Here is a 24,901-nt window from a genome sequence, read left to right as displayed (position 1 = left end):
CGCCGAGCGGACACACTTTTTGCTACTTAACCCTCATTCGAGCCGTTATCACCTGAAGAAGAAAAGGCGACCTACACCACCTGTGTAGGTCGCCGCTGGGTCAAAACCGGACAGGCCCGGCCACTACCCGGCCTCTACCCGATACCCTACTACTCTGCTACTCCACTACTGCCACGAGCTCTGCACCGAGCTCCTTGGCTTCCTCCGGGGACAGTTCCACCACCAGGCGCCCACCACCATCTGCGGGGACGCGCATTACAATCTTCTTGCCCTCTTTAACTGCCTCCAGCGGACCATCACCGGTACGCGGCTTCATTGCTGCCATGTGAACTCCTTCGTTCTAAGACAATGTCGATGCAGGAGACGACCAGCCACCCCAGCTCGGCTGTGGTAGCCAGGAGATTGACAATCCCGGTTCAAGACCTCGGTCTAAGACCCCGGCTCAAGATCCCGGTTTAGAATCCCTGTCGGCATTTTCGACTACTTCTCTTCATCATAGTCCTTTGTTTCACGCAGCGGCATGGGTGAAGCGCCTCAAACTACGCCCCTTACACCAGCCCACGCACCGGATGCAGTGGCGCAAAATCACCGGAAATAGCCAGAGTCATACGGCAAACATCAAGAGTTTCGGACACCTGATGCGAACGGAACACCGCAACACCGGCAGCTGCCGCATGGGCGGTCGCAGCCAAGGTGCCGGGCACACGCTGCTCGACAGGGCGGTCCAAAGTCTCACCGACGAAGTCCTTATTCGACAGCGCCATGAGCACCGGCCAGCCTGTAGCCACGAGCTCATTGCAGCGCCGCAGAAGCTCGAGGCCGTGGTAGGTGTTCTTGCCAAAGTCGTGGGTGGGATCAATAAGGATGCGGTCCTCCGGCACGCCAGCGTCCACTGCCCTCTGGGCGAGCTTGCCGGTTTCTGAGATGACATCGTCCACGACGTCGTCGTAACGCACGCGAACCGGATTGGTGCGTGGCAGTGCTCCACCGGTGTGCGAGCAAACGTAACCCATCCCGTGGGCGCCCGCGACTTCCAGCAGCTCCGGGTCATGGCCTGCCCAAGTGTCGTTGATGAGGTTAGCGCCAGCTTTGATGGCGGCCTCCCCGACTTCGGCGCGCCAGGTGTCGACGCTGATGTGCAGGTCAGGATAGCGCTCGCGGACCTTCGCGATGGTCGGCACCACACGCTCGATCTCCTCGGCAACAGTTACTTCTGCACCGATACCGGCCTTGACGCCGCCGATGTCAATAATGCCTGCGCCTGCCGCAACAACTTCGTCCACGCGAGCAAGCGCGGCCTCCTCCGCAGCCGTTGCGCCACGGTCATAGAAGGAATCCGGGGTGCGATTGACGATGGCCATCACCGTCGGCACCGCGGAGTCCTGATAAAAACTCCACACAGCGTCTTACCTCTCGCTGAAGCGACGGACTCGGCGGAGCTTTTCGGGAACGTCGGGGGTCGGCTCACACTCTTCCATCAGCTTTTCGTGCGCGGCCTCGATGTACTCGACCGCTTCTTCAATGGAGTCGGTGACCAGGAAAAGGTCCATATCAGTCGGAGAAATCAGCTCCATGGCCACTAGTTTCTCACGCATCCAATCAACCAGCCCCGACCAGAACTCAGTGCCGAGCAGCACGATTGGGTGATTTTCCACCTTCTCGGTCTGCACCATCACCAGTGACTCAAAAAGTTCATCGAGCGTGCCGAAACCACCCGGCAGGCAAATAAACGCCTGCGAATACTTCAGGAACATGGTCTTCCGCACGAAGAAGTAGCGGAAGTTCATGCCCAGGTCGACCCAGTCATTCAAGTGCTGCTCGTGCGGCAGCTCAATGCCCAACCCAATGGACAGGCCGTCGGCGTCGTAGCAGCCGCGGTTGGCGGCTTCCATGATGCCCGGGCCGCCACCAGTGATGGTCGCGTAACCCGCCTCCGCCAGCGCCTTGCCCAGGTCGAAGCCCCACTGGTAGTAAGGGCTGTCCTCTGGCAGACGTGCCGAACCATATACCGTCACCGCCGGCGGGATTTCCGCCAACGCACCAAAGCCGTCAACGAACTCCGACTGAATGCGCAGCACACGCCAGGTGTCGTTGTGCAGCCAGTCCGTGTTCGGATTGTGTGACAACAGCCTGCGGTCGGTCGTAGACGCCTGCGGTTCGCCCGCCTGTCGGATTGCGATTGGGCCGCGGAGTGCACGGCGCTTAGCTGGGGACGGAGTACGTACAGGTTTCATAACCTCACAATGTATGCCAGCAATGACATACGCGCACCCGCTCAGCGAGGGCAGGGTGTGATTCTAAGCTCACTCAGCCACCGGCGCGGTGGTCAAGTACCGCCGCAGGTCCTCCCACAGTGCCGTAATGCACTCGACCGGAATCTGCTCGTCTTTCTTGTGGCAGTACGCCGGGTCACCAGGGCCAAAGTTCACCGCAGGAATGCCGAGCGCCGAAAAACGCGCCACGTCGGTCCACCCAAACTTGGGCTTTACGACGTCGCCTGCGACCGCAACCAACTCCTTCGCAGCAGCCGCATGCAGTCCCGGCAGTGCCCCAGGGCTCACATCCTCGACATCGACGGTGAGATCCTCGGCCGCGAACTCGTCGAGCCCCAGCACCTCTCGGAAGTGCTCCATGGCCTCATCGGCGCTGCGGTTGGGCGCGAATCGGAAGTTGACTCGCAGCACCGCCTCGTCGGGAAGCGTATTGGTGGCAACCCCGGCCTCCAGCCAGACGACGTTGAGCCCTTCGCGGTAGGCCAAGCCGTCGATATCCACAGTCTGCGGCTCATAGGCGGCAATACGTGACAGCACAGGTGCTAACTTGTGCACGGCATTGTCGCCGAGCCATGCCCGAGCCGAGTGTGCACGTGTGCCGTGCGCGGTCAGACGCAGGCGAATAGAGCCCTGGCAGCCGGCTTCGATGACATTGCCGCTGGGCTCGCCCAACAGAGCGACATCGCCAGTCAGGAGCTCCGGATGCGACTCACTCAAGTGCCGCAACCCGTTGAACTCCGCGGCGATTTCTTCGCATTCGTACATGATGAGTGTCAGGTCGCGCTGCAACTCCTGGCTTGCCGCCAGCGTCGCAAAAGCATGCAGGTAGACCGCGTCACCGCTTTTCATGTCCACAGTTCCACACCCAAACAGTGTGTCTCGCCCCTGCGCGTCTACCCCACGCGTCGAGGGCACATTGTCCGCAGTCGGCACCGTATCCAGGTGTCCTGCCAAAATCACGCGCTGCGGCAACCCCCGATGGGTCCGCGCAATCACGTTGTTGTCAATGCGCAGGACCTCAATCGACTCATCTGCCTGCGCGACCTCACGCAATGCCGCCTCGACGGCATCCGCAATCGCGGTCTCATTGTGGGACACCGATTCGATGTCCACCAGTGCCGCCGTGAGGTCTACAGGATCTTGGAGCAGATTTAACTTCGATTTCACATCAATTAAGCGTACAAACCATTGTGCGCCAGCGAAACCAGAATTTTGTGATGAATATGCGCCGCACGACCATTGATCGCATCCCCATTGGCGGGCGCGCCACCACCGAGGAACAGCGCCAGCTCATGCGGTTCGGCGGAGGTCACACCAATTCTCCCCTCCGCCGGGCGCTTAAGCCCATCAGCCACCTCAAAGACCAGGGTTTTCGCTCCTTCCGGGAGAGTTTGGGCAATGATTGCCTCCGGAGTTTCGCTTGTCGACGACCCCGGCGCCCGCTCCTCCCCCGCAGAATCGGTCGCCTCTCCGTTTCCGCCATCCTCCTCGACAACGCCCGCGCCGGGACCATAGACCACAGCCACGCGGGAGCCATAGACCGCAATCACCGGACGCAGCTCATTCGTGCTGACAATCACCGTAGAACCGGCCAGCGGCTTACAGACGGCCGCGACAATCTTGGCCGTTGCATGTGGCAGCTGCACTGGGGTGGGATCGATGTCTCGTCGATAAGCAGGACGAAGCGTTTCGGCGACATCGCCCAGCTCATCGCGCTCCCACATCGGCAGGGCATCGATGCGTGCCTGCTGATCGCGGTTCTTGCGCTCCAGCAAAAGGCGGGCAATCATGCCACCGCCGAGCCCCACCGCGATGGCAACTGCGATAACCAGCACAAGACGGTTCGGCGCAATGAGCGCAACCACTGCGGCGATAGCCACACCGACTGCGCCAATTGGCATTGCTCGCGGCGGCAAAACGAAACCAAAGAAGCTGGCTACGGCGAGAATCCAAGCACTCAGCAGTGCGAATCCGACATAGAAGACCACCGGCAGGGACAGGACGAAGCCGAGTCCGAGCACACTGACAGCAATGATGAGGCTAACTAAGAACCACTGCTTCATTTTCTGTGTGCTTTCAAGGCCAGCTAGGGGCATAGTTCATCCTTCCGCGAAGATTCCTTAAAGGGATACTAATATTAAGAATCATGATTACATCTGGTGCTGTCGCTACGGGAATCGCCAATATCGCAATGGACGGTACAGTTCTCGATACTTGGTTTCCCGCACCTCAGTTAAGCGATGAGGTCGTAGAATCGAGCACTCACCGGCTCGGCGCCGCTGATCTGACCCCACAGTTGCTTCGTCAGGTGATTTTGGACGAGGATCGCCGCGTGGAGCAGGTGGCAGTGCGCACGTCCATTGAGGATTTGTCCAAGCCTGCTGTCGACCCGCACGATGCCTACCTGCGCCTGCATTTGCTCTCCCACCGCCTGGTCAAGCCGCACCAGCTAAACACCAAGGGCCTCTACGAGTTGCTCCATGTTGTGGCGTGGACCAACAAGGGGCCATGTCTGCCGGACAACTTCGAGCAACTGCGCACCCACTTGCGCGTCCGCGGTCTGATTCACGTCTACGCCATCGACCGCATGCCGCGCATGGTCGATTATGTGCTGCCCGCCGGTGTGCGCATTGCAGAGGCCGAGCGCGTGCGGTTGGGCGCTTACTTGGCACCGGGTACGTCCGTACTGCGCGAGGGATTTGTCTCGCTGAACTCGGGTACTCTGGGCCCATGCAAGATTGAGGGACGTCTATCCTCCGGTGTCGTCATTGGCGCGCACACGAAGGTGGGACTGTCGGCCTCCATCATTGCCGCTCATGACGATTCCGGTCAGCGTAAGCCGCTCACGGTTGGCGAGCGCTGCCACATCGATATCGCGGCCGGCACCGTCGGCGTCAGCCTCGGTAATGACTGCATTATTGACCGAAGCATCCTCATTGCCCCCGATACGCCCATCGATGTCCCCGCGGAGAACCGCCGTATTCAGGCATGGGAAATTTCGGGCCGCGACAACATGCACTTCTACCATCACCCGGACCACTCGGCGGTGTGCGTCCGCCGCACGGAACGCCCGGGCAATGACGAAGGTGCCGCTGCTTTCGCTCAGCTTGCCGACGTGCCGGATGAGCTGGCCGGATAACCTACTTTCGGTGCTCGTGAAGGCACATTAGTTGACCCCAAAACGGTGAATGGGGGTAAACCCGTAATACGGTTATTGCCCCTGTTATCAGCGAGGTAATGTTTGCGACATGACCGAATCGCAAATTACCTCCACCTCCGGCGAGACAGCTCAGCTGGGCAAGGGGCTGCAGGTTCGACACCTGACCATGATGGGTCTTGGCTCCGCAATCGGTGCCGGTCTTTTCCTTGGTACGGGCGTCGGCATTAAGGCAGCTGGCCCGGGTGTTCTAGTTTCCTATGTCATCGCTGGCTTCATTGTCGTCCTCGTCATGCAGATGCTCGGCGAGATGGCCGCTGCCCGCCCGACACCGGGTAGCTTCTCCACCTATGCCGAGATGGCCTTTGGTTCCTCGGCTGGCTTTGTCCTCGGCTGGCTCTACTGGTTCATGCTCATCATGGTGCTCGGCGCTGAAATTACCGGTGCCGGTGCCATCATGGGTGCGTGGTTCGGTATTCCGGGCTGGATTCCAGGCCTGATCTGTGTTGTCTTCTTCGCTGTAGTGAATTTGGCGAATGTGCGCGGTTTCGGCGAGTTTGAGTTCTGGTTCGCGTTCATCAAGGTCGCGGTGATTATCGCGTTCCTGGTCATTGGCGTTCTTCTTTTCTTCGGTCTGCTGCCAGGCACCAGCTTCGTCGGTACGACGCATATTGCCGAGTCCGGATTCCTCCCGAATGGCGTGTCCGGCATTGCCGCTGGTCTGTTGGCCGTGGCCTTCGCCTTCGGCGGTATCGAGATTGTCACAATTGCCGCTGCTGAGGCTGAAGATCCGCAGCGCTCCATCGCTGCTGCTGTCCGCTCGGTAATCTTCCGCATCTCTGTGTTCTACCTGGGCTGCGTGACCGTCATCATCCTGCTGTTGCCGTACTCCCAGATTGACGGCGCTGACTCCGCAGCTGAGTCGCCGTTCACCCAGGTTCTGAAGCAGGCGAACATTCCGGGTGCCGTTGGCTTCATGGAGGCCATTATCGTTCTGGCGCTGCTGTCCGCGTTCAACGCTCAGATTTACGCAACCTCTCGCCTGGTCTACTCGATGTCCACCCGCGGTGAGGCACCGCGCTTCTTCGCCCACACCAATGAAGGCGCAGTTCCGAACCGTGCGGTCATCATGTCGATGGTCTTCGCCTTCGTCTCCGTGGGCCTGCAGGTTGTCTTCGACGGCTCGAGTGTCCTGGTCTTCCTACTGAACGCTGTCGGCGGCTGCTTGCTGGTGATCTGGCTGGTCATCGCCCTGTCTGAGATTAAGCTGCGCCCGCAGATGGAGGCCAACAACGAGCTTTCCGTTCGCATGTGGGCCTACCCGGCACTGTCCTGGGTAGCGGTCATCCTGATTCTGGGCCTCGCTGTTGGCATGCTCACCGATTCTGGTGCTCGCCAGCAGGTTATCGCCGTTGTGTGTGTCACTGCGTTCCTCGCGGTGCTCGCTGCACTGACTAAGAAGAGCCGCACCGCGGCCCGCGAGGCTCTCGAGTCCAGCGATAGCAACTAGCCGTTAGCAACTGGCTGCAGGGCCTAACCACCCTGCTACCCCTATCCGAACATTTCCTTGCTACACATTTGCGGAACACTTTTCATAGATAGGGATATGCCGGTAGCCTGTTTTCCATGAAATTTGGAGCACAAGCTACCGGCATTGCCACTTTTAACAACGATACTGTTCTCGACGTCTGGTTCCCCGCCCCCAAGCTCATCGAAGAGGGCGTGGCAACCTCCACCACGACCGGAACCATCGACGCCGACGCACTGCCCGAAAATTTCACCTACCTCACAGATCTGGCCGTAGCCGATGCGGACCGTGGCACCACCCGCCGTCTGGTCACAGCTACCATCGCTTCACTCGATGACGCACCAGTCGACACCATCGATGCCTACCTGCGTCTCCATCTGCTGTCCCACCGCCTGGCCACCCCCAACAGCATCAACCTGGACGGCATCTTCGGCAAGCTCAACAATGTGGTGTGGACGAATTTTGGCCCCTGTGCTGTCGAAGGCTTCGAGGTAACCCGAGCCAAGCTGTCACGCCGCGGGCCTGTCACCGTCTACTCCATCGATAAATTCCCCCGCATGGTCGACTACGTCACTCCCACCGGAGTTCGCATCGGTGACGCTGACCGCGTGCGCCTGGGCGCCCACCTCGCAGAGGGCACCACAGTCATGCACGAGGGCTTCGTCAACTTCAACGCAGGCACGCTTGGACACTCCATGGTGGAAGGCCGTATCTCTCAGGGGGTCGTCGTCGACGACGGCTCCGATATCGGCGGTGGTGCGTCCATCATGGGCACACTATCCGGTGGAGGTAAGGAAGTTGTGTCCGTCGGCAAGCGATGCCTACTCGGTGCGAACGCTGGACTCGGAATCTCGCTCGGCGATGACTGCGTACTCGAAGCCGGGCTCTACATCACTGCCGGCACCAAGTGCCTCGTTGCCCTAGACGGTGTGAAGAAGACGCTCAAGGCCCGCGAGCTCTCGGGCGGATCGAATATGCTCTTCCGCCGCAACTCGCTCTCTGGTGCAGTCGAGGTTGTGCCGTGGGCTGCCGAAAAGGTGAAGCTCAGCGCGGAGCTGCACTCTAACTAAGAGGTGGTCGGCACGTCTGCCGGGGCCGCGATATTCCGCGCGCTCCGGTAGGCACGTCGCTCACCAGTGACGGGGTCGACAAAGGCCAGCGCGGTCGCCGTCAATCGCAACTGCGGCGTGTACTTTGGCACGCCACTCGCGCTTGCCGACGGCCCCTGCGCCCCCGCTCCCCGGCCATAGGTATCCTCACCGAGAATGGGATAGCCTAGCCAGTCCAACGTCGCCCGCAGCTGATGCGTGCGGCCCGTATGGGGCTGTAGCCGCCAGCGCCCCACCTGCATGCGGCTGCCGCAATGCCCACAACCACAGCCGACTGCGTGCAGCGGAACGCTGGCGCTGGTCACACCACCGCCACCGCCACTGCTGCTCGCCAGCACATCGCCGATGTCCGCGGCTACCTGGCCGAGGAAGGTCACGGTTGTGCGTGCGAGCTTGAACTTGGGATTCTTCGCGGCAGCGCGAGCGGAATCGTCGGTCTCCACGACATTTACTCCGCGCCCCGCAGGGTTGGGATCGAGCAGAAGCGTGACATCCCTGGTTTCCCCCACATGCCAATCATCGGGCATCACGGTGAGGCATTCGTATTCTTTGGTGATTTCCTGGTTTTGGAAAAGCTGCTGGTAGCGCGCACGGGTAGCCGGATTCCGGGAAAGCAACAGCAGCCCACTGGTTAGCAGATCCAGGCGGTGGACGGCCACTATCTCCGGTTCCCCGAGACTACGTCGCAGTCGCTCCTGAACGGTATTGGCCACGATGCGGCCATTGGGGGTTGCGGGCAGAAAAGGTGGCTTGTCTACGACCAGAAACTCATCGGTGTCGGCCACAATTGCCGGCTCAAAGGGGATGTACTCCTCGCGCTCGTGAGCGGCAGCATCGACTTGCGCTGTCTGACAGTTCTTCTCAAGGCCCCACCAAGCATCTCGGTTACCTGCGGCACGTCCCACGGCGCACTCCCTTTTTCATGATTTGGTCCTATGCCGATGTCGGCACCGTTTGCAGCATTCGGCCTACTAGAGCCAGCACATCTGGCCGGGGCTAGCCACGAATACGCGCTGCGGCCGCTTCGATGTCGTTGAGCGTTGCTGTGAGCCCCACCCGCACGTGCTGCGCACCCTTGGGGCCGTAGAAGCTACCCGGTGCGACCAGGATGCCACGTTCGGCCAGCCAATCAACCGTCTGCCAGCAGTCTTCCCCGCGCGTAGCCCACAGATAGAGCCCGCCCTCGGAGTCGTCGATACGAAAACCTGCGGCTACCAGTGCATCGCGCAGAATCTCACGGCGGTCACAGTAGCGCTGTTTTTGTTCAGCCTCGTGGGAGTCGTCGTTAAGCGCGGCGATCGTGGCGTGCTGGATGGGCCCCGGCATCATCAGCCCCATGTGACGGCGCACGGAAACCAGCTCGGCAATAAGGTCCGCATCGCCGGCGAACCAGCCGGTGCGGTACGACGCCATGTTCGACGTCTTGGACAGCGAGTGGATAGCCAGCAGGTTGGTGAAATCACCGTCGCACACTCGCGGGTCGAGAATACTGACTGGCTGTTCAGTCCAGCCGAGCCCCAGGTAGCACTCGTCAGAGGCAACAATGACGTCCCGAGCACGCGCCCACTCAACCACCTTGCGCAGGTGTTCAACACCGAGGACCTTGCCGTTGGGGTTGCCCGGGGAATTGATGAACATCAGCGTCGGCGAGGCGGGACCGATTTGCGTCAGCGAGTCCGCACGCAGCAGCTCAGCGCCTGCGATGCGCACGCCGACCTCGTAGGTGGGATATGCCAGCTCGGGGATGACGACGGTATGCCCCGCGCCTACGCCGAGGAGGAAGGGAAGCCAGCCAATCGCTTCCTTGGTGCCGATGACCGGAAGCACATTGCCGCCGTTGACCGCTGACTCCAGTCCCGTCACGCCGTAGCGCCGCGCCATTGCTGCAACAATCGCCGCGCGTAGCTCAGGCGTGCCGACGGTCTGTGGGTAGCCCGGTGCGGCAGAGCCTTCGGAAAGGCCCTGCCGGATTATCGGAGCGACTTCATCGACCGGTGTGCCGACCGAGAGATTCACCATGCCCTCTTCATGCGCAGCCGCAGTGGCTTTCGCCTGCGTGAGAGAATCCCACGGAAACTGAGGCAAAAGAGAACCGGGAGTTACGCGCTTACGAGCAGCTGACATGAGCGGTGATGAAGTCCTTCCCGGGAAAAGAAATAGGTTTAGTCCTCTGTGGTTTTAGTCTTCTGCCTGCGGCGGCAGCGCTGCCACGAACGGCACATCGAAGTCCTGGGGGCCGAGCTTGGCGGCACCGCCCGGGGAACCCAGCTCATCGAACCAGTCGACATTGGCATCGATAAATTCAACCCACTCATCCGGAACATCGTCCTCGTAGAAGATGGCCTCGACTGGGCAGACCGGTTCACAAGCGCCGCAGTCCACGCACTCATCAGGATGAATGTAGAGCATGCGCTTGCCCTCGTAAATACAGTCAACCGGGCACTCTTCAACACAGGCACGGTCGAGGACGTCAACACATGGCTGGGCAATGATGTAAGTCATGGTTTTAGGTTTAAGAACCTTTCTCACAAGATATGGGATGAGGCTTTCGCTATCTGTCGATTATGCCGTTCCGACGAGAAACAGAGCAAAATAGACAGAGCGGTATATTCAGATTGGAGTCTACACCCAACGTGGGTGTTGTTATCAACTGGCTCCAGAAAGGGCCACATTGATGCAGGCTTGCCCTGCATCAATTCCTCACCGTCTACTGCAGTTTCCGCTAGAGTGCCCGCAGATGGCGCAACGGCCAGGCACCGCCCAGCACACCGCAAACAAGCAGCAGCACTGTTCGCAACCACTGCCCCATTGCCAAATCACCACCGAAGGGCAGCACTGCCCACAGCAAAATGCCGGCAAAGCCCAGCACCCAGATGACAGTCGGAATCGCAGCTTTGGAGCGATCACGTGTCCACAGCAACGCTGTGTTGGTGATGATCAGATTGGCAATATAGGCCAGCGGAATAGTCCACGGCAACGGAATAGCAACCGAGCCCATGGTAATCCACGCTCCGAGGAAAACTACCTCAATCACCAGCGCCGCCAACGCAGCGAGTGACAGCCAGACCAGCGCTACCGTGACCTCACCCTGATGGAAATTCTCGCGTGGCTGCGAACGTTCCGGGTCGCCCCAATAGCGCTCATCCCCGAATGTGCGCTTTTCAATACTCAAGCGCTCGTTCTTCAACTTTCCGCCAGCAGCGTTAATCAAGTCTTCGCTTTCGTGAGGCTGAGGGTTACTCATCGTCCGCGCTCCCCTCCACTGCCAGGTCCGCGCTCGGCACTGAGCCGGCACTTGCTGCCGGGTCCTGCAGCAATCGGACATTCACCAGTTCCCCCAGCTCTTCCAGGGACGCAGCAGTCGCCGTACCAAAACGGTATGCCTCAGTCGGCGTCACCGGCTGACACAGCAAATTGGAAAACGCCCAGACGGCTCGCGCATGACCAGAGCCGTCGGTCTGCCCATAGACAGCATCTGGATTGACCTCGCTGACGGAACCATCGGCGAACCACACTTGTGTCGCATGCGCGCGCATGGCCTCAACCTTGGCAGCCACAGCGGCATCATCCAGCTGAACCTCGAAACGGCCGGTCACGGTGGCGAAGTCGTCGACATCGCACGCCTGCCAGCTCTCCGGCACCACGGTAATGGCATCCAGCCCCGCCGCCATTGCCTCACGATCGGTGACCGCCCACAGCGTCGGAAAGCGATTTCCGCACGCCGCGACAGTGATATCGTGTGCGCGAATGTGGTCCGGGTGCCCATAGCCACCATCGGCATCGTAAGTAATGACCAGGTCCGGCTGCAGCTCATCGAGGATGGTGCGAAGCTGGGCGACCGCCTCATCACCCGAGTTCACGAACGCACGGGGATGCTCATTGCCCTTGTCCCCTGCCATACCGGAATCACGCCAACGCCCGGCACCACCGAGGAAACGCGGTGCATTGTCTGGGCCATTGGCCCCCAGCGCACGCAGCGCCGAGCGCAACTCGGCGACGCGGAAACCGCCCAGCTGGTCAGCTTCATCAGCAACTAGCCCCTGGTACGGCGCGCCGATGACCTCGCCCAGCTCGCCCATCGTGCAGGTCACTACGCTTACCGACGCTCCGGAGCGCGCGGCAGCCGCAATCAAACCACCTGTCCAAATGGACTCGTCATCTGGATGTGCGTGAACAAAAAGTAACTTCACGGGCTTTCTTACTTCCCCTTGTTCTCCTGGTCGGCGTTATCGCGGACTTCTTGGTTCTGACCCGAACCGTCCTGCTCAGTATCTTCGCGCGGACTATCTCCCGGTTGAGAATTCTCAGACGATTCTCGAGTCCCGCTTTGCGTCGAGACTCGGCGAACCTCGCCCAGAACACCGAGGCGACCCAACACTGGGTCATCAGTCCACTGCGAAGAGTCCTTCCGCCCGGTAATTGTAATTTCCGGGCTGACGACCGTCAGCAGGCCGTCTTTCACCAAGGTCAGCTCGATACTGTGGCCAGCAATGATATCGGCGAGTTCAGCGGGCAACGCAGAACTGTCGGGAGCGAGCAGCTCATCAACCTGCGGGTCACAAAGGCCGGAAAGATTCTCGCTCCGAGCAGCCGATTTCGGAGCGACAGGTACTCCATTTAGGTCAGCCGGTTCCGCTGAGGTAGAAGATTTGGACCGTTCAGACGGTGTCGTCCCGTCCAGCGAGCTCTGCTCTTCAGCGCTCTTTCTCCGGTCTTCACTTGGTGCAGGTTTTGTCGAACTGTCAACGCCCTCAGACTCAGACTCGGATTCTGACTCAGACTCGGTAGCCGACTCTGCGCCTGCTTCATCCAAGTCCTTCGGCGGTAGCGAACTCACCGAGCCTTCCGTACACGCATAGCGTTCCCGGGCCGCCTGGACGGAATTGGGCTGCTCTGCCCATGCCACCACGGCATCGACGGTTCCGTAGGGCAACGAAGACCGCAGCATGTCCGCCGGAGAATACGAAACAACGGTGGCGGGGATACCAGCTGCAGTCAACTGGTCAGCGACCGCAAAAGCCGCAGCGCGTGCCGCTATACCGTCGCTAATGATGCCGATTCGTAGCGGATTGTCCTCGGTAAATCCGGCCTGAGGTGCCTCGGATTTCTCCTGGCCACCACCGTCACCAGAACCACCCGCAATTCGGCGCCCGGTGGCCACCTCTGAGACCTCTGCAACGTTGATGGTGCGCAGAATGGCCCGGCGGACGGACTCGTCGGCAAGCCTGCTCGACGCGAGATTGGTACTGAAAACCAGTTCCCGGTTCGGCTCATGGAAGAACTCAGCAACACCGGGGACCAGACCGTACGTCAGCTCAGAGGTCTCCGTCGGACGGACCTGCACGGCATGGATCTGCTTCGAACGCAGTTGCTCCGCACCATCGATGGCACTACGCATGGCACGCAGCGTAATAACCTCCGAGGCTGCTGGCTGCTCACCCCAGTAGCGGTCATTTCGAACCAGTCGAATGATGTTGCGGCCGACATCCATCGACTCGACGGTGTACTGCCCACCGGAGGCCGGGAAACGGCTGGCCAGCCCTTCGGAAAAACCATCAGTGTTCGACCGCATCAAATGCGCTGGCAAGAGATGTGCAAACAGGCGCTGCCAATGCGTAATCGGCTGAGTGAACGTCACATCAATCTGACGGCCACCATCGGAGACATCAATGGATTTAATCAGCTCATAAGTCGCCGTATCCAGCGATCCTGGCGTGGACGTGACTTGGGAAAATAGGTAGCGGAAGTCCTCGCCACTGATTGGCGTGCCATCGCTCCACTGCGCCCCTTTTCGAATGCGGTAGCGGACATGCTCTGCCGCTACCGTCGGATCCGTGATGTCAACATCGGCCGCTTTTCCGTTTCCAGCTCCGTTTCTGGCGTCACCGTCTTTGCTGTCATCACTCTCGATGACCTGCACGGAATCCAGCAAGTCGGAGTTGAGTAGCCACTGGGGAGCACCTGCCGAGCGAGCATTGGCAGCGTTATCCACCACTCCGGGAGCTTGCGCGGAGGCACTAGCGTCACCAGCCTCGCCCTCAACCGGCGCAGGGGTAAAAACACTAGGCAGTGTCAGTCGCGCTACCAGGCTGGTCACCGGGGAGACGTCGGCAAGCAAATGCGGATTGAAACCTTCGACAAACTCGTCGACACCGACCGTGACTTCACGCATCTTTTTAGCCTGGTCAGCGGTGTCTTCCTGCTGCACCGGCACTTCCTGCTGCCCGGGCACAGTCGGAGCGTCCGACGGGCGAGCCATGCACGAAGACGCCAAAGCCGCCGTCACGCAGAGTGTCGATGCTACGAAAAATCGACGAGAAGCTGCGTGACGACGGCTGCGAATAAACATATCCACGAGATTACTCGACACCTGGCCGAGTCAGTTACCCCGAGACTGGTTTTCAGGTGGTCCAGTCCCCTAGCAACCCGAATTACTTCTTATTCATGGCCTTCGCGCGGGAACGAGCGCGAGCGCGATCGGTAGCGCTGAGGATCTGCTTGCGTACGCGGATACCCTCCGGAGTGACCTCAACACACTCGTCAGCGCCACAGAACTCCATAGCCTCATCGAGGGAAAGCTTGTGCGCCTTCTCCAGAGTCACGGTCGCATCAGCCGAGGCTGCGCGCATATTCGTCAGCTTCTTTTCCTTGGTGATGTTGATGTCCATGTCCTCATCACGCGGATTCTGGCCAACGACCATGCCCTCGTAAGCCTGGTCACCCGGCTCGACGAAGAAGGTACCGCGGTCAGAAAGCTGAATCAGCGCGTAAGCGGTGATCTGGCCAGTACGGTCAGCGACCAACGATCCTGTCGGACGATCCTTAATCTCGCCTGCCCACTCGCCGTAACCGGCCGAGTAGTGATTGGCGATACCGGTGCCCTTGGTCTCCGTCATGAAAGTAGTGCGGAAGCCAATCAGACCGCGGGACGGAATGAGGAACTCCATGCGCACCCAACCGGTGCCCTGGTTACCCATCTGCTCCATGCGCCCCTTACGAGCCGCCATCAGCTGAGTGACAGCACCCAGGTGCTCTTCTGGAACATCGATGGTCAGGTGCTCGTACGGCTCCTGAACCTTGCCGTCGACGGTCTTGGTAACAACCTGCGGCTTACCGACGGTCAGCTCAAAGCCCTCACGACGCATAGTTTCAACCAGAACGGACAGCGCCATTTCACCACGGCCCTGCACCTCCCAGGCATCCGGGCGCTCGGTCGGCAGCACGCGCAGCGAGACGTTACCAATCAACTCCTGGTCCAGGCGGGCCTTGACCATACGAGCGGTCAGCTTATCGCCACCACCCTGGCCTGCCAGTGGCGAGGTGTTCACGCCGATCGTCATAGAAATAGCCGGCTCATCGACCAGGATGCGCGGCAGCGGGTCCGGATGCTCGGCATCACAGAGAGAGTCACCGATCATGACCTCGTCGATACCGGAGATAGCGGCGATGTCACCAGCAATGGCCTCTTCAGCAGGTACGCGGGTCACGCCGACGGTACGCAGCAGCTCCGCGACCTTCGCATTCTTGACATGCTCATTGCCCTCGGAGTCGTAATGAATCCACGAAATCTGCTGTCCCTTGCGGATACGGCCCTTATGGATACGAATCAGACCAATTCGACCGAGGAAGGAGCTGGAGTCCAGGTTGGTAACCTGCGCCTGCAGCGGGGCATCAATCTCAGCGGACGGCTCCGGGAGCACCTCGGTGATGACGTCGAACAGCGGCTGCAGGTTCTCAGACTCCGGCAAGTTGCCGTTACCCGGGTTCTCGGTAGAAGCCTTACCGGCACGACCAGAGGCATAGAGAACCGGCAGCTCAAGGTTGCGCTCAGCGACCTCAGCAGCTTCCGGGTCTTCCAGGGTGGAGGCTAGCTCGAGCAGCAGATCCTGTGCTTCCTCGACAACCTCGTCGATACGTGCATCTGGGCGGTCAGTCTTATTGACCACGATAATCACCGGCATGCAGGCAGCAAGCGCCTTGCCCAGGACGAAGCGGGTCTGCGGCAGCGGACCTTCAGAGGAGTCGATCAGCAGCACGACACCGTCAACCATGGACAGTGCGCGCTCCACCTCGCCACCAAAGTCGGCGTGACCAGGGGTGTCAATGACGTTGATGATGAGGTCTTCGCCGTTCTTGCCCTCACCTTTTCGGCGAATAGCGGTGTTCTTCGCCAAGATGGTGATGCCCTTTTCCTTTTCAAGGTCACCAGAGTCCATCACTCGGTCTGCAACTTCTTCGTGGTCGCTGAAAACGCCGGACTGCTCCAGCATGGCGTTCACGAGAGTGGTCTTGCCATGGTCGACGTGTGCGACAATGGCGACATTACGGAACTCGGTATCGCTCACAGGCGGATAGCTCCTAACAAGCTAAGAGGACTAAAAGAAACAAGATACGGCCTTGCTCTAAAGAACTGTCTTTACGACTGCCTTTAACGCCCCGCATCAACGCGTAATAAAGCGTTCTACAGTGTACTCCTTCTTAATGGCCCTGCACATCTGGCAGAGATTCTCACAACCCCGAGCACCTATCCGTCATGCAAAGTGGCACTGCCGCGCCACCCTTAGGGATAAATTACCCCCTTACTGCACCCCCGCTTTACCGACAGTCATAACGGCATATCCGCCAACGCCACAACGCTTCACGACGGCAATCTCTCAGCCCGCCATGTGACACATGTGACCAAATGCCATAGTTGTAACCCCACGGGATGAGACTTGACTTCACCCGCTTACGCGCTGCGAAACACCATTAACACCACAGGCATACATGACGTCACAATTTTCACAATCATCTCGTTCTACACCAAAAATCACTCTAATTAACTTGCGACACGCGGGAATCCGTGCGTTAATCTCCTGAGAAGATTCTGAACATTTCTTTTTCAAATCTTTCCAATTCCCGTTGGAGTCGTTCTAAGATGAGCAACGATTCCGAAATTTTGATTCCGACTCCAATAGCCCACGAATGAGAGGTTCTTCACCGTGGTTTCGACTGGACGCTCCTTCCTGCGCCGTGCCGCAGCGACCTTGGGTGCAGCTGCAATTCTCACTGCGGGCATGACTCCCGCCGCTTCTGCTTCCCCGTCGCTGGACTCCCTGAACATCGCTTCGCCGAATCTCTACGGCAACGCGCGCGACATCATTAACTCCCCAGGCGTTCCTGAGGAAATTTCCAGCGCACTGAACAAGGGAATTGACTTCCTGACTGGTGAGGGCGAGGGCGAGCCGGGCTTCAAGGTTCCGGAAGGTGCCCCGAAGACCAACCAGTTCCTGCTGCCTACTGTTGCCGACAAGTGCATCGGCGGCGAAGGTCGTTCCTTCGGCCTGGCCACTACCGTTCCGGGCCCGGCAGACCTGCCTCTGCCAGGTGTTCCAGAAAACCAGCTTGGCTTCATTTTCACTGGCCTGGGCACCAAGCAGCTGGCTAAGCAGCAGGACACAGAGATGAATGTCTACTGGGTCAACGTTGCTAACGGCAAGTACGGCAAGACCACCCTGGAGAACAACGGCATCAACGCCGAGGAGGGCCCGGGTGCTGTCAACGGCACCGCTGACACGGGCAAGGGCGTGGTCATCGCTGTCATGCAGGGCGGTATCACCACTCAGGAAGAGCCTGGTCCGACCAACTGCAGCTACACCCCGACCGCCGGTGTCTTCCCGGTCGGCCTGAACTAAGTTTTTCTAGTTCTCCCCTAGCCCTTTTTGCATCACGTATGCAGAAAGGGCTTTTCTATGCCCAAAAAGGCAACCCCTACACGTTAAGGTATTCGCATGTCCACTTCACCGGCCACTTCGGCTTCGACCGCGGCAGCTCCTGCGCTCTCCCCAATTCGCTCGAGTCAGGACACACATCCTCCGAAAGTCGAGACCTTTGACCTACGTGAAATGGTCAACACCGACCCCAAGGGCTTTCAGCGCAATGTCGACGAGTTCCGAACTCTCACACCCAGCCGCCTTTATATGCGCCGTGGGATGGATCATCCAAAGTTTGGATATCTAGAGTCATTCCTGCTTGCCGACGAGGGGTTGCGCATCAGCATTTATCACTTCCGCCCGGGCGTGAAGGTGGAACACCAACGTTACGTCGATATTGTCAGCATCGACCGGACTGATCCGCAGTGCTGGCGTATGACCGATTTGTATCTCGACATCCTGCAGGCACCGACCGATCCTGAGGCCATAGCTCCCCTACCTGTCGATGCGACCACACAGATTCGCGTTGAAGATGTCGACGAGCTCGTCGCGGCCCACACCCAAGGGCTGATTAGCGATGAACTCACCGAATTCGCTATCGAGACCACGCTGACTGCGCGCGCCGCAATCGCTGCACACGGTGACAACATTGATACGTGGATGCAGACTTTGAACCTCGATGCGACGTGGGCTGATGCTGTCGAGCTTTCGCCCGCAGCCTAAAATGACCACCTCAACAAGGAGTACCGCCCGTGTTCGATAACTTAACCGGCCCCATTCCTCCCGCCGGCCCTGACAGCAATGCGATCATCAAAGCAGTCCGAGCAGCATTTACCTCCTATTTTGAAGAGTCCAACCCCGGCGAAGCCCAGCTGACCTTCCTTGGCTCTGCGCCACTGAAGATGCTGCGCTTCGGACCTGACACAGACCGGATTGTCACCTATGCAACACTGGGTTGCAGTGCCGAGGCGATGCAAGATCCGTCCGCAATGGTGGTGGACACCAACTCTGGCCCGCGTGCCGAACTCATCTTGCCTATTCGTGGTGGACTGGACGAAGTCATCCGCCCGCTGGGTATTCTTGCCGCTTCCCCAAGCATCGAAGGCCTCGTCCTGACCGAGGGGGCACTTATTGACTTCGGCCAGCCACTGTGGGATCAGTCGCGCTTCACCGGTTTTGTGCTGTTCAAGGCAGAAATCCCGCCGGTCGCGGTGGAGGAAACCGAAGTCACAATCTTCCAGCCGGTCCCGGCCACGACCAACGAATTTGCCCTTGCTCGGGCTAAGGGCGTTGACGAACTGCGTCGCGTGTGGGAAACCCAAGGTGTCGACTTCACCGACCCGCACCGCACCAGCGCTGTATAAAAGTTAGCTTTTGTGGTGGTTGCCGGTTATCTGCTCGTCGGCAAGCGATAAGTTCAACCTAGCAGTGACGTTTCGCGCCGCGACAGCGTGGTTTAGAGTATGGAATTATGGCAGTCAATTCGGCTAAAGACGTTCCTTTCCATGCGGCGCAGTCCTTTAGGTGGTGGCGGCTCGCGGTATATGTTTACGTCCCAGCGCTAATCCTCACCGTGGTCAGTTCCCTATTGAAATGGGACGCGACTGTTACGGAAGCGGCAAAGGCCAACAACATCGAGGTTTCTGCTGCACAGACCAGCTTGGCCGTGAGCTTCGCGTTTGCGATTCTCGCGCAGACGGCAACGGCGATTGCGTGCTGGTGGCTTGCTGGCAAACTCCTTGAAGGATCGACTGCAGCGCGCACGGTGCTGTCCGTGGCGGCGGCAGTTTTTGTCATTAATGCATCAATGACGCTGGTCGGAACGATTTCCCAGGTACGCTCCGGAGACTCGTCGGCGCTCGGTTTGATTACAGCTGGCCTGCTGATTGTTGCCTCTATCATCGCCGCAACTGCAACCGCCCAGTCCTACCGCGGCGAGCGTAACCAGAAGTTCTTTGTGACGACGTAGGCAGCTCTTAGAGGTTTGGGGCGGGACGGGGATGCCTTCCAGGGCCTCCACCGTCCGCTTTAGGTCGGCGTACATTTTAGGTATGCCCACTAATACTGAGAGCGCCAGAAAGATTCTGAATGGTCTCGCGTCCACCCAATCCCAGCGCGAGGAACTGTACAAATATTTCCACCGGCACCCTGAGCTTTCCATGCAGGAGCACAGCACTGCAGACCGGATTATTCAGGAGCTCGAATCTTCAGGTATTTCCACAAATCGCGTCGGAGACACCGGCATCGTTGCCATTATTGAGAACGGTGCCGGGCCGATTGTAGCTATGCGCGCAGACATTGATGCGCTACCGGTGAAGGAGACTTCCGGCAAAGACTACGCCTCCACGGCAACGCAGATTGATGAAAAGACCGGCACAGAGGTCCCCGTCGCCCACGCTTGTGGGCACGACTTCCACCTGATGTCTTTGCTCACAGCGCTGCAGGCTTTCAACGAAAACCTTGATCAGTGGTCTGGCACATTCATCGGTATTTTCCAACCCGCTGAAGAAACCGCCGAAGGTGCACGCGCAATGCTGGCGGCAGATCTGGAGAGGGCTATTCCGCGTCCCGACGTTTATCTCGGTCAACACGTACTAGCTAGCTTGCCCGGCGGTTATGTGGGAACTCGCCGCGGGCCAGTTCTCTCCTCTGCATTCTCGGTCAAAGTCACTGTGCACGGTAATGGCTCCCATGGATCCATGCCGGAGCTCAGTGTCGATCCCGTTGTCTTGGCATCCACCATTGTGATGCGCCTTCAGACCATTGTCTCGCGTGAGGTAGCGGCCACCGAGACCGCAGTGGTGACCGTTGGTGCGATTCAAGCGGGAACTAAGTCCAACATCATTCCTGACTCCGCAGAGCTGCTCATCAACACTCGTGCCTACAACAGCGCCGTGACCGAACACCTCAAAGAGGCAATCGAGCGCATTGTACGAGCAGAGTGCGTTGCTGCCCGCAGCCCTCAAGACCCGCAGTTCACTTACTACGACCGCTATCCCCTCACGAATAATGACGGGGATGCCACGAATACTGTGCGTGAGGCATTCGACGCGTACTTCGGTGAAGAAGTCTCCGACTTGGACGCAGTGCCCGCCTCTGAAGATTTCTCAATCATCCCCGATGCGCTTGGCGTGCCATATACGTACTGGGGGCTCGGCGGTTTCGCGGATGAGAGCAGCGCTGTTGGCAACCACAACCCAGCTTTCGCCCCTGACCTCCAACCCACTCTTGACCGGGGAGCAGAGGCAATCGTTGTAGCGGCCTGTGCTTGGTTGGCGAAATGAGGGTGTGATCAGCGAGGCTGATGCGTGCGGCTGCTGGCGAGCTGGTGGATGGTGTAGTGCCGGACTCGTGCGGGGCTCGTGCGGGACTCGTGCGGGGCTCGTGCGGGACGGCCGAAAAACCGGGGGTTAAGAGAAAAGTAGACCCCGGTGCACGCCGATTGGACACGCTTCTTGCTACTTAACGCAAAATTTACGGGCTGCAAATGTGAAACTGTGTGAGTTTATGACACTTTCAAGCCATTTTTCGGGCCATTTTTGTCATAAACGCAGTCAGTAACTCGCATCGCCCCACCGCCGCCAGTCATAAACGCAGTCACTAGTGCGCGTTGGGGTTAAGAGACAAATTCTGGGTGATGTGGCAGCATGAAAAAGCCCCCGCCTTGGTAGCGAGGGCTTAGCGTTTGCGCTGGTGATTAGCGCTTTTGTGCGTCTGCGAGAATCTGGCGACCTGCGACCATGCGGCAAATCTGGTTAGTGCCCTCGTAGATCTGGGTGATCTTGGCGTCACGCATCATGCGCTCAACCGGGAAGTCACGGGTGAAGCCGTAACCGCCGAGCAGCTGCACGGCATCAGTGGTGACCTGCATAGCAACGTCAGAGGCGAAGGTCTTGGCGTTTGCGGCCATCAGACCCAGGCGAGCGCCGCCCTCAGCAGTGCCGCGCTCAGCGTTAGCGGCTGCGGTGTAGACCATGAGACGAGCAGCGTCAATCTTCATACGCATGTCAGCCAGCATGAACTGGGTGTTCTGGAAAGCAGCAATCGGCTTGCCGAACTGCTGGCGCTCCTGCACGTAACCAACAGCGTAGTCGTATGCACCCTGCGCGATGCCCAGTGCCTGTGCACCAATAGTCGGGCGGGTGTGGTCCAGGGTCTCCAGGGCAGTCTTGAAACCGGTGCCCTCTTCGCCGATGATGCGGTCAGCCGGGATACGGCAGTTTTCGAAGTACAGCTCCGCAGTCGGGGAACCCTTGATACCCAGCTTGTGCTCCAGGCCACCGACGCGGAAGCCCTCGTCGTCCTTGTGGACCATGAATGCAGAGATGCCGTTGGCACCCTTCTCCGGGTCGGTAACAGCCATGACGGTGTACCAGGTGGAGCGGCCACCGTTAGTGATGAAGCACTTGGAGCCGTTGAGGACCCACTCATCGCCCTCACGGACCGCGCGGGTCTTCATGGAACCGGCATCCGAACCGGCCTCACGCTCAGTCAGTGCGTAGGAAGCCATTTCACCGTTGGCGATGTCCGGCAGGACCTTGCTCTTCAGCTCGTCGGAGCCCTTGAGGATCAAGCCCATGGTGCCCAGCTTGTTCACAGCCGGGATAAGAGAAGCCGAGCCACAGACACGAGCAACTTCCTCAATGACAATGCAGGCCGCAACCGAGTCCGCACCCTGGCCACCGAACTGCTCCGGCACGTGGACGGCGTTGAAGCCGGCCTCGTTGAGAGCCTTCAGGGCCTCCTCCGGGAAACGCTCGTTCTCATCGACGTCCGCTGCGTACGGAGCAATCTGCTTCTCCGCCAAATCACGGATAACGGCGCGGAGCTCCTGGTGCTCCTCTGGCAGCTGGAACAGGTCGAATCCTGGGGTCAAAGCCATGTGGGTGTTCCTCCCGATTTAATGATTCCGATGTCGTGTTCGATATCGCGCTCTACGCATTTCTACGCAGCACTATCACCGCACGACGTATTTATCTTCGTTCGATACTAGTGGCTAACGCTTCGCGCTACCCGCGAAATTCGTAAAATTCTCGCGTTGCCGCTCGGCGCCCACAGAATAAACTGCGCGAGGAATTCCCGCAGCAGCGATGTCGCCCAGTACCTCAACGGCGTATAGGCCCCGACGACACACCAGGATTCCAGCCCCCGTTCGCGCATGAGCTTCGCTACCCGTGGCGCATGAAAATCACTGGTCACAACAACCGTTCCAGCGCTCAACGCACCGTCCATGCCGCGCATCAATTCGCACGCATAGTCAATGTTTTCCGACGTATTCGTCGATTGGTCCTCGGGGATCAACTCGATGTCGCCACGCTTTACGACGTCCCCAGCGTTCGCCTCCAACCACTCCACCATGGCGTCCGCTTCGGAGCAGGTGGCATCTGTCACCGCTTCACTGCCGACCCCACCGGAGCAGATGATTCGCTCGGTTCGCTCATCACACGCTGAGACTGCTCGCTGTAATCTTCTGGCCAGCAGGGCCGAGGGCCGATTGTTCTTCAATCCGCATCCCAGCACAACCACGGTGTGTGGCGGCAGAGTTGGTTTTTTGGCTGCACATCGAAGACGAACGGCCTCGAAAACGATCGCTGCGGCTCCTGGTACTGCGAGGCCGGCGACCAGGGGCGTCGTCAAGCGATGCGATGCGCGAACGTAGTAGGCGCGGTAGCTGGCCAGTATCCACGCGGCACCTACTGTGGGAAGAACCCACCGCGGAGGTCTGCGATTGGGCAGGCGTGGTGGGCGTAGCTCCGAATTAGCGGCGACGCGTAGTCCGCCGACGAGGAGCATGGAACCGAAGCCTGCACCGAGGCACGCGAGTGTTTTTCTCATCAGAGCTTCCACGTTAACTGTTCTGGGACGTTGATGGTCCAGTCGACGAGCTGTTGCGGATTGTGCTTCGCCATATGCTGGGATTCCTGCTCGGCCCACATGTCCCAGTGTTCCTCGAAGTGGTCGTCGCGAGCCATGGCACGGGCAAATCGAGTCTGCGTGTCCAGCTCTACCCAGACTCCCCAGGCGTTGCCGTCGCCGATGGCGCGGGCAGCGGCAAGGTTAGCTTCAGTGACAGCGCCACAGCCTTCAACGATGAGCGAGGAGTCCGGTGGCGTGGGGACCCACTCGGCGAATTCACTGGCGTACCAGTCCCAACGGCGATACCCGCGCTCATCGGCCGGTAGAGCGGGGTTCAAAATGGTCTCCGCAACTGCGGCCGATGCTTTCTGCAGACCGGACCAGCCCGGATATACATCCTCCAAGTGGATAACTGGCCAACCGAGGATACTGTGCAACTTTGCCGAAAAGGTGGTTTTGCCACTGCCGGAACGGCCGTCGATAAGCAGAATCATCGTGATTGAAACGCCTTTGCTACGCTACGCCCAGGAAGCGGAACTCCCCGGCCCACACGGAAATACTGATTGCTGCGACGGCGATGGCAAGGCAGGCGGCCATGGTGGCATAGTCACGCGTGGCCAATGTCGAGGTGTGCCACCACGTACGCTTAATCGGTGTGCCAAAGCCGCGGGCTTCCATGGCTGTAGCCAGTTTGGTGCCGCGGCGCAGCGCAAACACCAGCAGAGCGAACACCTGAGAAATAGTGCGGCGGATTGCGCCGTGGTCACCCAAACCGCGTGCGCGACGGGCTCGGGTCAGCGCCTGCCAATCGCTGATGAATAGGCCGACGAGTCGCAGACTCGCCACCGTTGCCAGCACAAACCGGCTGGGCAGCTTGAGAATCTGCGCCAGCCCATTGCCCAGATCGGTGGGGTCGATATTGGCTGTCAGCACGATAACTGGAGTACCGATAGCCAGCACACGCAACATGATCGCGATGGCCAGGGAAATGGAATTATCCGTCACATGCGCAAGCAGAAAGGAGAAATACTCTTTGCCCTCCGGGTTACCGTAGAGCGCCATCGAGATTCCTGAGATGGGCGCGGCAATAAGAAGTGGCAGGCTGCGTCCTAGAAAACGACGAAAACCCAAACCCGACAGCGGCACCAAGAAAAGCGTGCAGACAAGCGCAACCACTGCGGAGACCCAGTCGATGGAAATCAGCAGCGGTGTGGTGAGCAAGAATAGGCCCAGTACTCTCGCCACCGGGTTGACCGTCGCGAGGAAAGGCTGCTTACTCGAAATGG

General features: G+C 59.3%; 24 protein-coding genes. 8 read left to right on the top strand and 16 right to left on the bottom strand.

Annotated features, from left to right (window positions below):
• Positions 1-157: 157 nt before the first annotated feature.
• The 5 genes from HMPREF2920_RS09860 to HMPREF2920_RS09840 form a co-directional block, all read right to left on the bottom strand.
• Positions 158-325, bottom strand: coding sequence for a DUF3117 domain-containing protein (locus HMPREF2920_RS09860; RefSeq protein WP_005509573.1), 168 nt, complete (start codon positions 323-325; stop codon positions 158-160).
• A 223-nt stretch (positions 326-548) separates the two neighbouring features.
• Entirely contained in the window at positions 549-1,361 is an 813-nt protein-coding gene (gene folP / locus HMPREF2920_RS09855) for a dihydropteroate synthase (RefSeq protein ID WP_070549633.1), read from the bottom strand.
• A gap of 45 nt (positions 1,362-1,406) precedes the next feature.
• A complete protein-coding gene (locus HMPREF2920_RS09850) occupies positions 1,407-2,234 on the bottom strand; it encodes an LOG family protein (protein ID WP_049193669.1) in 828 nt (275 codons plus the stop codon).
• Between the two features lie 69 nt (positions 2,235-2,303).
• Positions 2,304-3,440, bottom strand: a complete 1,137-nt coding sequence (gene dapE / locus HMPREF2920_RS09845; RefSeq protein WP_070549619.1) for a succinyl-diaminopimelate desuccinylase — start codon at positions 3,438-3,440, stop codon at positions 2,304-2,306.
• A gap of 5 nt (positions 3,441-3,445) precedes the next feature.
• The gene (locus HMPREF2920_RS09840; RefSeq protein WP_246816348.1) at positions 3,446-4,336 is read right to left on the bottom strand and encodes a hypothetical protein; all 891 of its coding nucleotides are present in this window, start codon (positions 4,334-4,336) and stop codon (positions 3,446-3,448) included.
• A gap of 83 nt (positions 4,337-4,419) precedes the next feature.
• On the opposite strand from HMPREF2920_RS09840, the gene HMPREF2920_RS09835 reads away from it, so the two are divergent.
• The 3 genes from HMPREF2920_RS09835 to dapD all read left to right on the top strand — a co-directional run bounded on the left by HMPREF2920_RS09835 (position 4,420) and on the right by dapD (position 8,028).
• Positions 4,420-5,412, top strand: coding sequence for a 2,3,4,5-tetrahydropyridine-2,6-dicarboxylate N-succinyltransferase (locus HMPREF2920_RS09835; protein WP_049193666.1), 993 nt, complete (start codon positions 4,420-4,422; stop codon positions 5,410-5,412).
• Between the two features lie 124 nt (positions 5,413-5,536).
• Entirely contained in the window at positions 5,537-6,940 is a 1,404-nt protein-coding gene (locus HMPREF2920_RS09830) for an amino acid permease (RefSeq protein ID WP_172620259.1), read from the top strand.
• 116 nt (positions 6,941-7,056) lie between these two features.
• A complete protein-coding gene (gene dapD, locus HMPREF2920_RS09825; RefSeq protein WP_070549617.1) occupies positions 7,057-8,028 on the top strand; it encodes a 2,3,4,5-tetrahydropyridine-2,6-dicarboxylate N-succinyltransferase in 972 nt (323 codons plus the stop codon).
• Here the strand turns inward: dapD and HMPREF2920_RS09820 are convergent.
• The 7 genes from HMPREF2920_RS09820 to typA form a co-directional block, all read right to left on the bottom strand.
• The gene (locus tag HMPREF2920_RS09820) at positions 8,025-8,972 is read right to left on the bottom strand and encodes a pseudouridine synthase (protein WP_070549616.1); all 948 of its coding nucleotides are present in this window, start codon (positions 8,970-8,972) and stop codon (positions 8,025-8,027) included. The two genes, dapD and HMPREF2920_RS09820, sit on opposite strands and share 4 nt — an antisense overlap.
• Positions 8,973-9,063: 91 nt before the next feature.
• A complete protein-coding gene (gene dapC, locus HMPREF2920_RS09815; RefSeq protein WP_070549615.1) occupies positions 9,064-10,191 on the bottom strand; it encodes a succinyldiaminopimelate transaminase in 1,128 nt (375 codons plus the stop codon).
• A gap of 54 nt (positions 10,192-10,245) precedes the next feature.
• Positions 10,246-10,569: a ferredoxin gene (gene fdxA, locus HMPREF2920_RS09810; RefSeq protein ID WP_005509435.1), complete on the bottom strand. Its 324-nt coding sequence runs from the start codon at positions 10,567-10,569 to the stop codon at positions 10,246-10,248.
• A 220-nt stretch (positions 10,570-10,789) separates the two neighbouring features.
• Positions 10,790-11,311, bottom strand: a complete 522-nt coding sequence (locus HMPREF2920_RS09805) for a hypothetical protein (RefSeq protein WP_070549614.1) — start codon at positions 11,309-11,311, stop codon at positions 10,790-10,792.
• Complete coding sequence (mshB, locus tag HMPREF2920_RS09800) at positions 11,304-12,257, bottom strand: N-acetyl-1-D-myo-inositol-2-amino-2-deoxy-alpha-D-glucopyranoside deacetylase (protein ID WP_070549613.1); 954 nt, start codon at positions 12,255-12,257, stop codon at positions 11,304-11,306. Before mshB ends, HMPREF2920_RS09805 begins: the two co-directional genes overlap by 8 nt.
• An 8-nt stretch (positions 12,258-12,265) precedes the next feature.
• Entirely contained in the window at positions 12,266-14,416 is a 2,151-nt protein-coding gene (locus HMPREF2920_RS09795; RefSeq protein ID WP_070549612.1) for an ABC transporter family substrate-binding protein, read from the bottom strand.
• An 82-nt stretch (positions 14,417-14,498) separates the two neighbouring features.
• A complete protein-coding gene (gene typA, locus HMPREF2920_RS09790; RefSeq protein ID WP_016422389.1) occupies positions 14,499-16,412 on the bottom strand; it encodes a translational GTPase TypA in 1,914 nt (637 codons plus the stop codon).
• A 636-nt stretch (positions 16,413-17,048) separates the two neighbouring features.
• On the opposite strand from typA, the gene HMPREF2920_RS09785 reads away from it, so the two are divergent.
• From HMPREF2920_RS09785 to HMPREF2920_RS09765, 5 genes are all read left to right on the top strand, one after another.
• Complete coding sequence (locus tag HMPREF2920_RS09785) at positions 17,049-17,741, top strand: Rv1157c family protein (RefSeq protein WP_016422388.1); 693 nt, start codon at positions 17,049-17,051, stop codon at positions 17,739-17,741.
• Positions 17,742-17,837: 96 nt separating this feature from the next.
• Positions 17,838-18,482, top strand: a complete 645-nt coding sequence (locus tag HMPREF2920_RS09780) for a ribonuclease FAU-1 family protein (RefSeq protein WP_049172719.1) — start codon at positions 17,838-17,840, stop codon at positions 18,480-18,482.
• A gap of 29 nt (positions 18,483-18,511) precedes the next feature.
• Positions 18,512-19,123 carry a suppressor of fused domain protein gene (locus HMPREF2920_RS09775; RefSeq protein WP_070549611.1) on the top strand — a complete coding sequence of 204 codons (612 nt, stop codon included), beginning with the start codon at positions 18,512-18,514 and terminating at the stop codon, positions 19,121-19,123.
• 107 nt (positions 19,124-19,230) lie between these two features.
• Positions 19,231-19,728 carry a hypothetical protein gene (locus HMPREF2920_RS09770; protein ID WP_048732907.1) on the top strand — a complete coding sequence of 166 codons (498 nt, stop codon included), beginning with the start codon at positions 19,231-19,233 and terminating at the stop codon, positions 19,726-19,728.
• An 82-nt stretch (positions 19,729-19,810) separates the two neighbouring features.
• Positions 19,811-21,043 (top strand): amidohydrolase, encoded by a 1,233-nt coding sequence (locus HMPREF2920_RS09765; protein ID WP_070437965.1) that lies wholly within the window; start codon positions 19,811-19,813, stop codon positions 21,041-21,043.
• 413 nt (positions 21,044-21,456) lie between these two features.
• Here the strand turns inward: HMPREF2920_RS09765 and HMPREF2920_RS09760 are convergent, their stop codons facing one another.
• The 4 genes from HMPREF2920_RS09760 to HMPREF2920_RS09745 form a co-directional block, all read right to left on the bottom strand.
• Positions 21,457-22,641: an acyl-CoA dehydrogenase family protein gene (locus tag HMPREF2920_RS09760; protein WP_016422383.1), complete on the bottom strand. Its 1,185-nt coding sequence runs from the start codon at positions 22,639-22,641 to the stop codon at positions 21,457-21,459.
• Positions 22,642-22,748: 107 nt separating this feature from the next.
• Positions 22,749-23,594: a YdcF family protein gene (locus HMPREF2920_RS09755; RefSeq protein ID WP_070601666.1), complete on the bottom strand. Its 846-nt coding sequence runs from the start codon at positions 23,592-23,594 to the stop codon at positions 22,749-22,751.
• A complete protein-coding gene (locus HMPREF2920_RS09750) occupies positions 23,594-24,109 on the bottom strand; it encodes a nucleoside/nucleotide kinase family protein (protein WP_049193649.1) in 516 nt (171 codons plus the stop codon). The genes HMPREF2920_RS09755 and HMPREF2920_RS09750 overlap by 1 nt, the downstream gene beginning before the upstream one ends.
• Positions 24,110-24,128: 19 nt before the next feature.
• Positions 24,129-24,899, bottom strand: coding sequence for an energy-coupling factor transporter transmembrane component T family protein (locus HMPREF2920_RS09745; protein ID WP_070549499.1), 771 nt, complete (start codon positions 24,897-24,899; stop codon positions 24,129-24,131).
• Positions 24,900-24,901: the final 2 nt, after the last annotated feature.

This window comes from Corynebacterium sp. HMSC075F02 (genome assembly GCF_001838335.1).
Taxonomy (GTDB): Bacteria; Actinomycetota; Actinomycetes; order Mycobacteriales; family Mycobacteriaceae; genus Corynebacterium; species Corynebacterium jeikeium_D.
The sequence above is the reverse complement of the archived record's forward strand: the minus strand, read 5'-3'. Positions and strand labels throughout refer to the sequence as shown.

Coding starts and splice junctions, on each gene's coding strand:
- HMPREF2920_RS09860 (WP_005509573.1), bottom strand. CDS start 325: ATGGCAGCAATGAAGCCGCGTACCGGTGATGGTCCGCTGGAGGCAGTT.
- folP (WP_070549633.1), bottom strand. CDS start 1,361: ATGGCCATCGTCAATCGCACCCCGGATTCCTTCTATGACCGTGGCGCA.
- HMPREF2920_RS09850 (WP_049193669.1), bottom strand. CDS start 2,234: ATGAAACCTGTACGTACTCCGTCCCCAGCTAAGCGCCGTGCACTCCGC.
- HMPREF2920_RS09840 (WP_246816348.1), bottom strand. CDS start 4,336: ATGAAGCAGTGGTTCTTAGTTAGCCTCATCATTGCTGTCAGTGTGCTC.
- HMPREF2920_RS09835 (WP_049193666.1), top strand. CDS start 4,420: ATGATTACATCTGGTGCTGTCGCTACGGGAATCGCCAATATCGCAATG.
- dapD (WP_070549617.1), top strand. CDS start 7,057: ATGAAATTTGGAGCACAAGCTACCGGCATTGCCACTTTTAACAACGAT.
- dapC (WP_070549615.1), bottom strand. CDS start 10,191: ATGTCAGCTGCTCGTAAGCGCGTAACTCCCGGTTCTCTTTTGCCTCAG.
- fdxA (WP_005509435.1), bottom strand. CDS start 10,569: ATGACTTACATCATTGCCCAGCCATGTGTTGACGTCCTCGACCGTGCC.
- HMPREF2920_RS09805 (WP_070549614.1), bottom strand. CDS start 11,311: ATGAGTAACCCTCAGCCTCACGAAAGCGAAGACTTGATTAACGCTGCT.
- HMPREF2920_RS09795 (WP_070549612.1), bottom strand. CDS start 14,416: ATGTTTATTCGCAGCCGTCGTCACGCAGCTTCTCGTCGATTTTTCGTA.
- HMPREF2920_RS09780 (WP_049172719.1), top strand. CDS start 17,838: ATGTCCACTTCACCGGCCACTTCGGCTTCGACCGCGGCAGCTCCTGCG.
- HMPREF2920_RS09770 (WP_048732907.1), top strand. CDS start 19,231: ATGGCAGTCAATTCGGCTAAAGACGTTCCTTTCCATGCGGCGCAGTCC.
- HMPREF2920_RS09765 (WP_070437965.1), top strand. CDS start 19,811: ATGCCCACTAATACTGAGAGCGCCAGAAAGATTCTGAATGGTCTCGCG.
- HMPREF2920_RS09760 (WP_016422383.1), bottom strand. CDS start 22,641: ATGGCTTTGACCCCAGGATTCGACCTGTTCCAGCTGCCAGAGGAGCAC.
- HMPREF2920_RS09755 (WP_070601666.1), bottom strand. CDS start 23,594: ATGAGAAAAACACTCGCGTGCCTCGGTGCAGGCTTCGGTTCCATGCTC.
- HMPREF2920_RS09750 (WP_049193649.1), bottom strand. CDS start 24,109: ATGATTCTGCTTATCGACGGCCGTTCCGGCAGTGGCAAAACCACCTTT.